The following is a 13723-nucleotide window of genomic DNA, read 5'->3' on the forward strand; positions in this document are numbered from 1 at the left end:
ACTTATAAAAGAAAATCAGCTATGATTACAAAAATTATAAAACAATTCTGTGAGGAAGAGAGTAGTTATCATAGGTTCTTAAGCGAGTTAGGATTTGGTGTGAGCCTAACAGAACAAAGATAATGAAGCGGACTTCTGAGAAGCAGCCTGAACGAGTGCTAGTAGGGTGTGCCGGGTGATGAACGTTAATCATTTCAAGCTTGGTTCAATTTGAACAAAAAGAGTGGTACCGCGGGTAATCTCGTCTCTATATAGAGGCGGGGTTTTTTTAATTTCTAAAGGAGATGATGAGATGAAAGTTAAAAAGATATTTGCCAAACAAATAGCTGCGGAAACAGCAGGATTACTAACGGAGGATAAAGTACTGGAGAGAATAGAGTTCCCCAAATATACGGAACAGGGGGACCTTGCTTTTCCATGCTTTGAACTGGCCAAGGTATATAAGAAAAATCCGGCCTCCATTGCAAAAGAGCTTGCTGCTAAAATAACGGATCCTTATTTTAGTGAAGTGGTTTCTGAAGGTCCATACGTTAATTGCTTTTTAAATAAAAAACGTGTTAGCAAGGAAATAATCACTGATATTCAAACGAAGCAAGAAGCTTACGGGTCCCTTAATATTGGTAAAGGTGAGAAAGTAACGATTGATTTTTCCTCACCTAACATTGCTAAACCTTTTTCGATGGGACATCTTCGTTCCACAGTAATAGGGAACGCCTACGCAAATATTTTGGAAAAATGCGGTTATCAGCCAGTGCGTATCAATCATTTAGGTGATTGGGGCACCCAGTTTGGCAAACTTATTTCTGCCTATCATCGTTGGGGAAATGAGCAGGAGGTACGCCAAGATCCGATTAAGGAGCTATTAAAGCTATATGTCCGTTTTCATGAGGAAGCGGAAAAGGATTCGAAATTAGAAGAGGAAGCGCGACTTTGGTTTCTAAAGCTCGAACAAGGTGACGAAAGAGCTTTGGAATTATGGCAGTGGTTCCGTGAAGTTTCCTTGGAGGAATTTAAAGGAATTTATAAACTTTTGAATGTATCCTTCGATTCATACAACGGGGAAGCATTTTATAATGATAAAATGGAAGAAACAATTGATTTGTTAAAGGAAAAGGGATTGCTGTCGACTCCCAAAGGAGCTGAGGTCGTCACGTTGGAGGAGCATGACTTACCTCCATGTCTCATTCGCAAATCGGATGGAGCAACCCTTTATGCAACAAGGGATTTAACAGCTGCTATCTATCGTCAGAAAACGTACCAGTTTGCCAAATCAGTCTATGTTGTGGGTCACGAGCAAAGTTTACATTTTAAGCAGGTGTTTCTGGTATTAGAGAAACTAGGGTTTGAATGGGCAAATAATCTGCAGCATCTTCCATTCGGCTTTATTTTGCAAAACGGAAAAAAGATGTCAACAAGAAAGGGAAAGGTCGTCCTTTTAGAGAACGTATTAAAAGAAGCGATTAAGATGGCAGAGAAAAGTATTGAAGAAAAGAATCCTACTTTGCAAAACAAAGCTCAAGTTGCGCAGGATGTCGGGATTGGCGCAATCATTTTCCAAGACTTGAAGACAGATCCTCAGCACTCTGTTGAATTTTCGCTTGAAGATATGCTGCGTTTTGAGGGTGCAACAGGACCGTATGTGCAATATACCCATGCAAGAGCATGCTCCATTCTACAAAAATCGAATGGTTCAGCAGAAGAGCCTACGGACGGGTTATCAGATGTGTATAGCTGGTCTGTTGTGAAAAAACTGATGGACTTTCCAACTAAAGTGAAAGAGAGCTATGAACAGGCTAAACCATCTGAAATTGCGGTTTATCTGCTTTCCCTGTGCCGGGAGTTCAATAAATACTATGCGAACTGTAAAATCCTTCAAGAAGATGACCAGCAAGCAAGTCGCTTGGCCTTAGTGGAATGTACGGCCATTGTGATTAAAGAAGGGCTACGCCTACTTGGCATAAAAGCTCCACATGAAATGTAACTCGAAAACACAAGAATAGGTGATAAACAATGCTACACATTGAAAAGCTTCATTTAGATGCAGATAGAAGAGTGATTATTGTTTCTGACATTCATGGAAGCAAAGAATTATTTAAAAGACTGTTAGAAAAAGTAGCGTACACAACAGAGGACTACCTGTTTATCGATGGTGACCTTTGTGAGAAAGGGCCGAACAGTTTGGAGACTGTTCGGTATGTCCAAGAGTTAGAACGGGCATCAGACCGTGTTTTTACCACACAAGGCAATTGTGATATTCTTTTCCAACATGTATTTGAAGGCAACGAAGGTATCCAAAACTATATGGCAAACCAGCCTCATTCCATACTACATGAAATGCTCCACCATCACCAAAAGAGAATGGAAGACTTTTCAACCCTTGAGGAACTTGGTGAGTTTTACCGCAAGCACTTTTCAAGTGAATTGGATTGGCTAGGGAGTAGGCCAGTGGCATATGAAACGGATGCCTTCATCATAGTCCATGCCGGCATTGAGAACAGACCTGACTGGGAAAATACGAGCAAGCAGTCTGCCTTGGCGATGCCTTCCTTTTATGAGCAAGGGCACCAGGCAGACAAACCCGTTATTGTTGGTCACTGGCCTGCGGTTAATTACACCGCGGATAAAATTAGTTCCAATAATCCTATTATCGATATGGATAAAAGAATCGTAACGATGGATGGTGGTAACCAGATTAAGCGAGATGGCCAGCTGAATGCAGTAATCTATGAGAATGACCGTTTTTCCTTTACGTATGTTGATAATCTATACAGTCAAGCCGTTGTAGAACAGACACATAAAGACACTACAGGGTGCACTGGCACTGTCACCTACCCAAACTATGAATTTAAGTTTTTGCAGGAGGACTCGTATTTTACTTTATGTGAGAATAAAAGTCTTGGAGTTAAACAATGGGTGAAAAATGAATACCTTACTCATTCTGGAAGAGAAATGCGTAGCAAAAGTGATGTAAGCTCTACTTTCTTATCAGTAAAAGAAGGTGACGTAATATTTATCATAAATGCTGACTGTGATGGCTATGTACTAATAAAGAACAAGCAAGGTCAAGTTGGTTGGATCCCGAAGGCTTGTATATAATTAGTACTAAAAGCCATACATATCAGAAAAAGTTTCTAAACTGTACGCAGCTAGGGTAAAGGATAATTTTTCCTGCTTGTTTAATAAGCGATCAAGCTGTTGACTGCACGTAACAGTGCGTGGGTCTGTCATGCCATAGCGTCTTGCGTATTCAAGCATTTCCTCTTGTTTCATCATAATTGCAGTGTTTAGTTTCTTATCGATTGGTTCTATAACAATCATAGCGATAATGCTCCTTTTCTTTCTTTATGAAAAAATTTTAGGACGTTCGTCACAAGCACAAAAGTAAGTATGCAAAATTTTGCTAGGTAATGCAATAGTTTTTACAAAACAAGCTAAAACAACATAAAATGCGACAAAATTCGTAATGTAATTGTGGAGGATATTATGTCAGTGGAAGTAAAGGATTTAGTTGTGGCAGATTTAAAAAGTACTAAAGATTGGGTAGGACAACACGGTGACGTTAAAGGAGTTTTGGATACAGTGAAAAGCTCCAGTCATCAATTTGCATATACAGCTTGGGCAAATAATCTAATAATTGCATTACTTGCCTCCTGGAAGAACCCCATGCACCCTTATTGCACCTACATCAAAATTGTACACAAGAAGAACAGGTACGATTTTGTAGTAGTAAAATCTCTGTTAGATAGATTAATCCGGAATAAAATCGTTTATCCCATTCAGACTTCCTTATGGGAATCTTCGCATGTGCTACGAGCTAGTTATGAAGCATACGGCTTCAAAGAAGTAAGAAAAACTTATATGCCAAGCTTATATGTTGAACAACTAGACGCTAGCCATATTAATGAGTTAGAGAAATCTTCTATTTTATCTCTAAGGGAAGTAAAAGAAAACGATGCTTTGCGCCACCAATTAATTGAATTAGTGAAAATAAATTATGAACGAACACATATGATTAATCCCGTTGCAACGCTTGGTGTTAAAACATGGGAGGGGCTAATATTTGCTGAAGATTTAATCGAAAATGGTAGCTTTATAGCTGTTGATAAAATGGATGATAGGCTCTTAGCTTATTCCTTCCTCCATCATTCCACAAGTCAGGGCACCGTAGAACTCGGATGGTGCGGTTTAAATAATAATGAGGAAGTATACTTGCTCGCTAATCTTGTTAAGTGCCAAATTAATTTTGCTAAACAAGCAGACTATCAAACGATGGAAGGGGAATTTGATACAACAGATCCATATTCTATGCAAATAATGAAGTACTTTCCCTTTAAATCAACTAAAGTATGGGTTACGTATCAATTAAAAGAGCCTCCAGCAATATGACGCTATTGCTGGAGGGTATTTTTTGATCTTTTTGGCGGTGATAGAGTAGGGGTTTCCGCTATCCAGGAGGTCGCGCCTCGTAATCAGAAAGGCGATCATCAAAGCCATGAAGTCGCGCTCCAAGAGCAGGGAGTCGCGCAGCACAGCAGAAGGACGAGCACTAATGCTAGAAAGTAGCGCACCACATCCAATAACTCGCGCCCCACTTAGCACGCCGCCCCAGCCGCCCCACACCTCAATCCAACATTACTCCATCTCTACAATGATTTTTCCAATGTTTTTATTAGCTTCCATGTGGCGATGGGCGTCACCGGTTTCTTCCATAGGAAATACGCGGTCTACAATTGCTTTTAGCTTACCTTTTTCAAAGAGAGGTAAGGCATGTTTAGCAAAATCCTTCGTTAACTCTTTTTTATAGTCATCACTTCTAGGGGTGAGGAGGGTACCTTTTAAATGCACTCGCTTGGCCATAAGGGACATAAGTTCAATGTCATTTACCTTACTTCCACCTAGCACACCGATTAGAACCCAACGCCCATCTACGGCGATGCTTTTTAGGTTTTTCTCCCAATAAGAAGCACCAATAAAGTCGAGGATTACGTCAGCACCGGCATTATCTGTGGCTTTTAAAACCTCTTCTGCAAAGTCCTGCTCTTTATAATTAATTCCTACATCTGCACCAAGTGAATGGCAATAGTCCAGCTTTTCCAGTGAACCAGCTGTGGTAATGATTTTCGCATTGGTTAATTGACGGGCCAGTTGGATAGCAGCGGTTCCAACGCCACTTCCGCCTGCGTGAATTAATACTGTTTCATTTTTAGTCAAATTCCCTAACCAGAATAAGGTTTGATAGGCGGTAAGAAATACTTCTGGAATGGCAGCCGCTTCCTCAAAACTTAATTTATCAGGAACAACCATGGCACGATCTGCTGGCATCACTGCATATTCCGCATAGCCTCCACCGTTGACAAGCCCCATCACTCTTGTGCCAACGGGTATGTTTGCTTCTTCTCCAGCTTCTACTACCTCCCCGGCTACCTCTACACCGAGAATAGGATTGTTCATATAACCAGATTTTCCTTCACGAGAAATAATGTCTGTCCGGTTAATCGCTGCTGTTTTAACATTTATTAAGACCTCTCCTTTTTCGGGAGAAGGTTTCTCTACATTCTGTACATGAAGCTGATCAGCTCCACCAGGTTGATTGACGACAACTGCTTTCATGATCAACGCTCCTTTATTTGTATATTGTAGAATTTATACTACGCCAAAAAGAAAGTGCCGGCAACTATTTGAACTAACCGTAAATTGGTCGTACAAGTCTTCCAAAATAAGCATTGTTTCCATCTGAAAATTGTTCTCATTTTAAAGGACAAGGTATATGATATGTTTAGCAACTTAAAAAAGGGGGAGTTTCATGGCACCATCTATTGTTTCCAACATAGCAGATTGTATGGCAGTCAAAGGAGAAATTCAGTTTAATCAAACGGAGCATCGAGTAAAGCTAGTGGAGTCGTGGGGGATCGAAGCAGGAAGCAAAATTTTAGAAATAGGTTGCGGACAAGGTGATACTACTGCTGTTCTGGCATATTTTACAGGCGAAAAGGGACAAGTTCATGCAGTGGATATTGCTGGGCCTGATTATGGGAGCCCTGTCACCCTTGGAGAGTCAAGGAACTATTTAGTAGCATCTTCATTAGGTACTCAAATTAAGATGGATTTTCAAGTGAATGTATTAGCTGACACGGTAACCTTCCCTGAAAACCATTTTGATTATATCGTCTTCTCGCATGCGTCATGGTATTTACGTTCAGCTGAAGAACTTTCTGCGATTTTAAAAAAATCAAGAAGGTGGGGAAAGCAATTGTGCTTTGCAGAGTGGGATGCAGCGATTCAACATGTGGAACAGCAGTCACATCTTTTAGCTGTTCTTCTTCAAGCGCAATATGAAGCATTTAAAACGGATAGTGAAGCAAACATCCGCAGCTTGTTTACTGTGGAAGATATTAAAGATATGGCCAAAGACGCAGGATGGAACGTTGTTAAGCAAGAATCCATTTACTCCCCTAAATTAAAAGACGGTGAATGGGAAGTGGAAATGGCACTGGAATTCGCTGAAAAAGAATTAAGACAATTGCCAGAGATTCCTGGAAAACTCGAGAAATTAATTCGATCTCAACTACGCATTTTGCAAAGAAATAAAGAAACGTTACCCATACACCCCTTATCGACCGTTGCACTTACTGCTAGATAAACCAAGAAAAGAAAATTGGCATGATGCTAATTTTCTTTTTTTTAAATAGCCTGTAATTTTCTTACTCTTTTGCTACAATTGTAATAATTGTATGAATTATTCTTCTAGGGAATAAGTAAACGCTTCAATTTAGAAGGGGGAGATAGGGAATGAAGCAATTATTCGAGTATAATTGGCAGGTTCGTGACGAATGGTTCGAATGGTGTGAGCGGCTGTCAGCGAGTGAATTAAGTAAACAAAGAACAGGTGGTGTGGGGAGTATTTTGTTCACACTCTTTCACATTATCGATGTGGAATATAGCTGGATACGGGCTATTCAAGGTAAAAAAGATGTGGAATTTCCCTTTAACGATTATCAAACATTAGAAGCTCTCAAAGAATTGTCAGCATCTTTAAGGCCTGAATTGGTTTCCTTTCTAAAAGCTATTGATGAAGTGGACATGGAAAAACAGGTGAAAGCATCTTGGCAGCAGGAAACCTACAAAACGAAAGAAATTATTTCCCATGTTATCGTCCATGAAATCCACCATATTGGCCAACTTTCTGTTTGGGCTAGGGAGCTAAACACAGAGCCAGTATCGGCTAGTTTAATTGGCAGAGGATTATAGAAAAGGGGGGAATGAGCGATTGGAATATAAAGGATCCGCTGCATATGATAACGACACATTTTATACCAGTTACATGGCAAGAAGGCATCGTAAGGAAAGTCCAAACAATGTAATGGAGTACCCTGTTTTAAGACAATTTATCGGTGACGTGAAAGGCATGAAGATTCTTGATCTAGGTTGCGGAGAAGGACTATTTGGCTTGGACCTTTTAGAAGCAGGCTGTACCCGCTATGAAGCAGTAGAAGGCTCTCGGAATATGGTGAATATTGCTAGAGATCAGCTTGCAGAACGAGAAGCCGCTATCCACCATTCGGTAATTGAGGAATGGAATTTTCCCCAACAAGCATTTGATCTCATTACATCCAGACTTGTTTTTCATTATTTAAAAGATCTTTCTCCTATCTTTGACAATATCTATCAGGCATTGCACCCAAATGGCAGACTGATATTTAGTGTACAACACCCCGTGCTTACCGCTTCCCGAAATAGAAATTCAGGAAATGAGAAAAGATCAAGTTGGAATGTAGACAATTACTTTGAATCAGGAGAACGGGTTGAGCAGTGGATGAACAAAGATGTAGTGAAATACCATCGAACAATAGAAGAATATTTTCACCTTTTAACACGAGCAGGATTTCACATTAAAAACATTAGTGAATGCCCTCCTGAACGCGTAAATTTTTCAACAGAGGAGGAATTTGCGAGAAGAGAAAGAATTCCACTGTTTCTGCTATTTTCTTGTGAAAAATAAGAAAGGATGAGAAACATGCTAACTAAACCGAAAAAATTACAGCCCGGGGATAAGGTTGCAACAGTTAGCCCTTCTTGGGGCGGAGCAGGTGATCCGGACTTAAAGTGGCGCTATGAGCAAGGGGTTCAGCGACTTAAGGAAGTTTTTGGTCTTGAGGTTGTAGCCATGTCAAATAGCTTAAAAGGATCTGCATATATCAACGCCCATCCAGAGGCCCGTGCGCAGGACTTGAAGGATGCTTTTCAAGATCAGAGCATCAAAGCAATTATTGCAAATATCGGGGGAGATGACAGTATACGTATGCTCCCATATATTGATTTTGAAACCATCCGCAATAATCCCAAAATATTTATGGGTTATTCTGATGTGACGATCTCGCATTTGCTTTGTCTTAAGGCTGGTCTTTCTTCCTTCTATGGGCCTGCGATTTTGACAGATTTTGCGGAGAATGTCGGAATGGATGCCTATACGATAAATCATATTCGCAGCACGCTGTTTCAAGATTGTCCCGTTGGCGACATTCAGCCAGCAAACAATTGGACTAGCGAGTTTCTGGAGTGGGATATGGCCAATAAACATACAGCAAGGAAAAGACAAGCAAACCATGGTTATGAATTACTACAGGGAGAAGGGGTGGTTAGAGGCCGTTTAATTGGAGGGTGTATCGAAGTGTTAGAGTTCGCCAAAGGGACGGAAATATGGCCAGAGAAAGCTTCTTGGGAGGATGCGATTCTGTTCTTTGAAACATCGGAGGAAAAACCATCACCGCAATCTCTCGTTTATTGGCTGCGTAATTATGCTGCTCAAGGAATTTTAGATCAAGTGAATGGGATCATTTTTGGCAAGCCAAAGGATGAAGAACATTATGATGCATATAAGGAATCAATTCGCTTAGTGCTTAAAGAAAATGGATTGGAAACCATGCCAGTGCTGTATAATCTGAATTTTGGTCACACCGAACCAAAGTTTATTCTTCCGTACGGTGCAATGGAAGAAATAAACTGTGAACAAAAAGCATTTTCTATCGTGGAAAATGCTGTGGAATAAAAGCTATTAAAGGATTGTTTTACGATGGCAAATATTAATTTAATTGATCTCATAATGGCTACGCTCGGGTACGGGTGTATTCTCGTGTTTGTATATTATTTATATAAGAAAAAAGAAAAAGGGAAGCCAAAGCCTTGGGTGATCCTACTCGTTATTATCATTGGTCTTATTACGTTTAATTTGGAAGTAGGGTCACTCCCTTTTCCCGTATTTCCGATCGGTTTATGTCTTTTATACATAGGCTTTTTAATTAGAAAAGGGAATTGGCATTGGTACCATAAATATGGCTTAGCCGGTTTTGTGGGAAGCTATCTCTTATTTTCAATAACGTTATTAGGCCAGCCTATTCAAAGCTTATTTTATCCCCAAGAACCCGCAACATATTTTGCAAGGGTTGAACATGCGGAAATAGTAAAAACCTATCGGCACGCACCTGATCAAACCATACATAAACAAAAGCTGGATGAGGCGATCTCTAGCCTTACGAAGAAAAGCCTAAAAGATGCAACTTGGATAGAGGATCTATATGAAAACACAGAAGAACGCTTTCCTTACCATGTTACCGGCATTAAACCGAAGTGGGGAAGTGGATTGGATACTATGTTATTTGTAGAAACAGATGGCAAAGGTTGGCTTGTAACTACTCCTGATTCTCATTATTATTACCGCTCTCCAACATCCATTTTTGGGGAGGGAGTAGCCAATGAATAAACTAATTGCTTTGATTACTGGATTATTGATGATAGCGGGGATAGGGGTGCTAATCTATTATATTGTTCCCACAACTCCCGAAGCTTTTTACACGCCCGATGAGGCAAAAGAAAGAATCAATCAAAAATACCCTGAGGCGAAAGTGGATGTTGTGCAGGAAGTTGTAAAAGTAAAAGATACCCACGCCTTTGTTCCGTATATCTCAGAAGATAATTATATGGGTGCAAGCTTTTGGGAATGGAGAAACCATAAATGGGAGCTGACGGTTGTAAAAAATAGCCTGCTACCGGAGATTTGGAGGCTGGACGGAGAGAACCCTGAAGATGCATATATAGTGTGGAATATCCATCCTGCTTCAAAATGGGGTAGCTTTGGACTTTATATGTATCGGACACCATACTACTATGAAATGAATAACAAGGAATATTATAAGCCACAGATTCAGTTCGAGGAGATATATTCGTTGAAAGAACAAACATATGGAGTACAGAAGATACCAGAAGAATGGGCGAATTTTATAAAGGATTACAACAGTCTAGAGGGTAATGAAAATACGGAGTTTTCGATTGTTGGAAACGGCGATACGAGGATTGAATGGATACCTTATGATAAGAACAAAGGAGCGACAATCGTTGGGGATTATTATAAAATGAATGAAGACTATGGGGAAAGCGATGATAGGTTAGCGTTTAACTATTTGTCTATGCTTTCGGAAATTGATTTGGAGAGATAGTTTGATAGACAAAAGGAATTTGAAGGATATCAAGCTCCAGTTTGCATACTTAACTTGTGGAGCTATAAGAAGTTATCGCAGTTTTTTCTCTGGCGATATACAAGGAAGGCTTATTGTAGAAAGTCTCAATTAGGGTGGGGTGGTGCTAGAATGAACAAGCTTATCCTATTTGATGGAGAATGTAATTTCTGTGACCGCAGTGTCCAATTTGTAATGAAAAGAGATCCTAACGGGATATTTACTTTTGTATCCCTTCAAAGTGGAGCAGGTGAACGCGTGAAAGAACATTTTCAGATGGATCCTTCTTTAGACAGTATGATATTAGTAGAAAATGGTACCTATTATACCAAGTCGAGTGCGGCTTTACGAATATGTAAAGAATTAAAAGGATTATGGAAGGCTTTTTACGTATTGCTCCTTGTGCCGAAGCCATTACGAGATTTCGCATATAATATTGTAGCGAAAAATCGATATAAATGGTTTGGTAAACGAGAAACCTGCAAGCTTCCATCCCCTGAGGAGAAGTCGAGGTTTTTGGTGGAGCAGGATGAAGTTAGATTGTAGAAATTTCGATGTAGCAGCTTTAAACTTTTGGTGCAAATTAACAATTGATGTCGTGCCAGTTTTGCCTGTCTAATTTACTTAGAATCTTGAGTGATCAACCAAGGGAGACGTGTAATCAACCGTGCCTGCTTTTCAATCGACCGAGAGAGTTGAGCAATCAACCACGCTTATGGTCCAATCGACCGAGCGAGCTGAGCAATCAACCAATCCTGCATTCCAATCAACCACGTGAGTTGAGCAATCAACCAATTCTGCAGTCCAATCAACCGAGAGAGTTGAGCAATCAACCAATCCTGCAGTCCAATCGACCAAGCGAGCTGTGCAATCAACCATGCTTGCAGTCCAATCAACCAGGTGAGTTGAGCAATCAACCAATGCTGCAGTCCAATCAACCAAGCGAGCTGAGCAATCAACCAAGCGAGCTGAGCAATCAACCAAGCCCACAGTCCAATCAACCAATGCTGCAGTCCAATCAACCAAGCGAGCTGAGCAATCGACCATGCCCACAGTCCAATCAACCAATCTTGCAGTCTAATCGACCACTGGAGCTGTGCACCCAACCAACCAATCCCCTGCCCAACAACAAAATATCCACTAATCAAAGGTGCTCCTTAAAAAGGGCATCTTTTTTGCGATTATTTCAAGTTCCGACAAATATAGAGAACCTCCTGCAATAATTGTCTAACGATTTTATACATAAAGGAAACTAGGTAGAAAAGTAGAGTAAATGAAAGAAAAATAGAGATATTGAACTATGAATTAAATAGAAGAAAGCATTTACTAGATTGCACAATCATCTCTTATGTTCTATACTACGTTTTAAGTGTTCTTAAATGAGAACAAGGATATTGCCAAGGGGGGAGGTAAGTTATGTTTTGGTTTAAAGGAAAGGTTGTGCTGAAATGAAGCGACTTGGTTTGGCGCTTTTGATGTTTATGATCTTGTTTCAAGCTGGTACGGTATTTGCTGAGAAGCATGGATCAGGTATTGTCTGGTGGGATGCTACGCAGCAAGTAGAGAGATATATGCAGTCCATGCTCATAGTAAAGGATGCTATATATGAAACCGTGGACGTGGCCTGGGATGAAAAAGCAAAACAAGTCGACGAGCATGCACAAATAACTTCTGAGAATTCACGTAAAGAGATTCTAGCGCAGAAAGAGTCATACGTAACGGAACTCGGTGAAACGGTAGATACATTAATTAATTCTACTATCTTTCAAACCTATCAAAACGAAAAGGAAGTAGAACTAGATGATGAAGTGGAAACAGAGGCAAAAGCAATTTTAGAATCATTATTATCCGAATCAGAAAAATGACGAAGAGGGGGAATTCAAATGAAGGTATTACGTACAGTTAAAGGTAAAATTGCCGTTGGGGTCGTAGCAGTAGGTGTTATTTCCGGGACAGGAGCGGCGTTAGCAAATACAGACGCAGGTGCCCAACTTAAAAATTGGTATGAAGGCTTGTTTAATGAAACAGCCGAAGTAATTGAAGCGGATGTAACAGCCTATGGAGAAGGAAAACTTCCAGAGCTGGCAGAAGAATACAATGGTCTTAAATCTGATGCAAGTGCAGATATTGATGGTACTAGAGCAAGTGAAACGGAAAGTGCTGAAGCTGCTATTGCTGAAGTAAAGAATAGCCATATTGAGTCGCTGGATGGAGCAAAGACGGAGATTTTAGATGGGATGGGTGTTAAGTTTTATGACCTTTTCCTTGAGGGATATTTTGAGATTGAAAGACTAGGAGAAGAAGGGGTTAATTATGCAACAAATGATCTAACAGCTTTTACTGGTACAGAGGGAGAAGCGGCTCTAACGAAAGTAACGGAGGATTTAACCGCTGCGAAAGAGTCAGCTGTGTCTGAGTTAGAAGAAGCAATTAGGCAAGCTAGGGAAGAAATTACAGCTGAAGTGGAAAACCAAAAAGAAATCACGACAAGGAACCTTCAAAACCAGATTAATTTTAAGATAAATGATGTCAGAGAAGTAGTAGAAGAACTATTAGAAGAATTAGTGGCTGAGCAACAGGAAATCATTACAGCTGCAGCTCAAACGCTTGAAGATGAAGCGAAAGCAGCATTGGATGATGTGGTTTCCTCCATGTCAAGCGAAGAATAATAGACTGGCCTCATCTAACAAATTAGGTGAGGCCTCCTATTAAAGGGGGATCAATTGGTGGAGGAAAGCAGATTAGTTAAATACAAACAGGTACAACGTAGCAAAAAGAGAAGGATTTTCGCTGGAGCAATTCTGCTAGTCATTGTGTTAAGTGGTGGAATAAATGTAGCATTCGCTGACGAGGGATTAAAGGGAATGCTGACAGGTTGGTTTGAGCAAAAGAAAACGGAATCTATTAGTGAGATAGAAATTGCGCTTGAAGAGGAACAGATGAAGCAAACGGAGCGCTTAAAAGAGGAACTTGCTTCAGAAATACAGGTAACTTCTGAAAAACTTCAGGAATTTACGCAGAAGGAAAAAGAGCAGCGTGTTAAAGCGTTGCAGGATTATGCGGATGAACTAGTAAGTGACTTAGAGGGTGACGAGAAAGCCGAGGTAGAAGAAAAGCTGGAAGCAATACTTCTTGAAGCTAAAAAAGAGATGAAACAGGTAAGCGAGGAACCTGAATAATAAATGCCAGCTTTGCTTATAGGGGGAGTACCTTAT

General features: G+C 40.3%; 16 protein-coding genes and 1 other annotated feature. Of the genes, 13 read left to right on the forward strand and 3 right to left on the reverse strand.

Going from position 1 to position 13723, the window contains the following annotated elements; genetic code table 11:
- Nucleotides 1–40: 40 nt before the first annotated feature.
- Nucleotides 41–252, forward strand: a binding site (T-box leader).
- 40 nt (nt 253–292) lie between these two features.
- The gene (gene argS / locus LG273_RS04290; protein WP_404458052.1) at nt 293–1981 is read left to right on the forward strand and encodes an arginine--tRNA ligase; all 1689 of its coding nucleotides are present in this window, start codon (nt 293–295) and stop codon (nt 1979–1981) included.
- 29 nt (nt 1982–2010) lie between these two features.
- Nucleotides 2011–3096, forward strand: a complete 1086-nt coding sequence (locus tag LG273_RS04295) for a metallophosphoesterase (protein ID WP_404458055.1) — start codon at nt 2011–2013, stop codon at nt 3094–3096.
- A gap of 6 nt (nt 3097–3102) precedes the next feature.
- Here the strand turns inward: LG273_RS04295 and LG273_RS04300 are convergent, their stop codons facing one another.
- The gene (locus LG273_RS04300; RefSeq protein WP_404458058.1) at nt 3103–3318 is read right to left on the reverse strand and encodes a Spo0E family sporulation regulatory protein-aspartic acid phosphatase; all 216 of its coding nucleotides are present in this window, start codon (nt 3316–3318) and stop codon (nt 3103–3105) included.
- A gap of 165 nt (nt 3319–3483) precedes the next feature.
- On the opposite strand from LG273_RS04300, the gene LG273_RS04305 reads away from it, so the two are divergent.
- Nucleotides 3484–4386, forward strand: a complete 903-nt coding sequence (locus tag LG273_RS04305; protein ID WP_404458060.1) for a hypothetical protein — start codon at nt 3484–3486, stop codon at nt 4384–4386.
- A 246-nt stretch (nt 4387–4632) separates the two neighbouring features.
- On the opposite strand, the gene LG273_RS04310 is transcribed toward LG273_RS04305, so the two are convergent.
- Nucleotides 4633–5610: an NAD(P)H-quinone oxidoreductase gene (locus LG273_RS04310; protein WP_379562236.1), complete on the reverse strand. Its 978-nt coding sequence runs from the start codon at nt 5608–5610 to the stop codon at nt 4633–4635.
- A 193-nt stretch (nt 5611–5803) separates the two neighbouring features.
- Between LG273_RS04310 and LG273_RS04315 the strand changes: the two genes are divergently transcribed.
- From LG273_RS04315 to LG273_RS04345, 7 genes are all read left to right on the forward strand, one after another.
- The gene (locus tag LG273_RS04315) at nt 5804–6640 is read left to right on the forward strand and encodes a class I SAM-dependent methyltransferase (RefSeq protein WP_404458063.1); all 837 of its coding nucleotides are present in this window, start codon (nt 5804–5806) and stop codon (nt 6638–6640) included.
- Between the two features lie 149 nt (nt 6641–6789).
- Nucleotides 6790–7248 carry a DinB family protein gene (locus LG273_RS04320; protein ID WP_404458066.1) on the forward strand — a complete coding sequence of 153 codons (459 nt, stop codon included), beginning with the start codon at nt 6790–6792 and terminating at the stop codon, nt 7246–7248.
- A 19-nt stretch (nt 7249–7267) separates the two neighbouring features.
- On the forward strand, nt 7268–7999 hold the full coding sequence (locus LG273_RS04325; RefSeq protein WP_404458069.1) for a class I SAM-dependent DNA methyltransferase: 732 nt from the start codon (nt 7268–7270) through the stop codon (nt 7997–7999).
- A 15-nt stretch (nt 8000–8014) separates the two neighbouring features.
- Entirely contained in the window at nt 8015–9046 is a 1032-nt protein-coding gene (locus tag LG273_RS04330; protein ID WP_404458072.1) for a S66 peptidase family protein, read from the forward strand.
- 24 nt (nt 9047–9070) lie between these two features.
- Nucleotides 9071–9757: a hypothetical protein gene (locus tag LG273_RS04335; protein WP_404458076.1), complete on the forward strand. Its 687-nt coding sequence runs from the start codon at nt 9071–9073 to the stop codon at nt 9755–9757.
- Nucleotides 9750–10490, forward strand: a complete 741-nt coding sequence (locus LG273_RS04340; RefSeq protein ID WP_404458079.1) for a hypothetical protein — start codon at nt 9750–9752, stop codon at nt 10488–10490. Before LG273_RS04335 ends, LG273_RS04340 begins: the two co-directional genes overlap by 8 nt.
- Before the next feature lie 150 nt (nt 10491–10640).
- A complete protein-coding gene (locus tag LG273_RS04345) occupies nt 10641–11054 on the forward strand; it encodes a thiol-disulfide oxidoreductase DCC family protein (protein ID WP_404458082.1) in 414 nt (137 codons plus the stop codon).
- A gap of 167 nt (nt 11055–11221) precedes the next feature.
- Here the strand turns inward: LG273_RS04345 and LG273_RS04350 are convergent, their stop codons facing one another.
- Nucleotides 11222–11656 carry a hypothetical protein gene (locus LG273_RS04350; RefSeq protein WP_404458084.1) on the reverse strand — a complete coding sequence of 145 codons (435 nt, stop codon included), beginning with the start codon at nt 11654–11656 and terminating at the stop codon, nt 11222–11224.
- 300 nt (nt 11657–11956) lie between these two features.
- On the opposite strand from LG273_RS04350, the gene LG273_RS04355 reads away from it, so the two are divergent.
- Genes LG273_RS04355 through LG273_RS04365 form a run of 3 tightly spaced genes read left to right on the forward strand, consistent with a single transcriptional unit; the run spans nt 11957 to nt 13687 of the window.
- Complete coding sequence (locus LG273_RS04355; protein WP_404458087.1) at nt 11957–12373, forward strand: hypothetical protein; 417 nt, start codon at nt 11957–11959, stop codon at nt 12371–12373.
- 18 nt (nt 12374–12391) lie between these two features.
- Complete coding sequence (locus LG273_RS04360) at nt 12392–13177, forward strand: hypothetical protein (RefSeq protein ID WP_404458090.1); 786 nt, start codon at nt 12392–12394, stop codon at nt 13175–13177.
- A 57-nt stretch (nt 13178–13234) separates the two neighbouring features.
- Nucleotides 13235–13687 (forward strand): hypothetical protein, encoded by a 453-nt coding sequence (locus LG273_RS04365; RefSeq protein ID WP_379562225.1) that lies wholly within the window; start codon nt 13235–13237, stop codon nt 13685–13687.
- Nucleotides 13688–13723 lie beyond the last annotated feature (36 nt).

The organism is Oceanobacillus kapialis (assembly GCF_044790185.1).
In the GTDB taxonomy this organism is placed as follows: domain Bacteria; phylum Bacillota; class Bacilli; order Bacillales; family Amphibacillaceae; genus Oceanobacillus_B; species Oceanobacillus_B kapialis.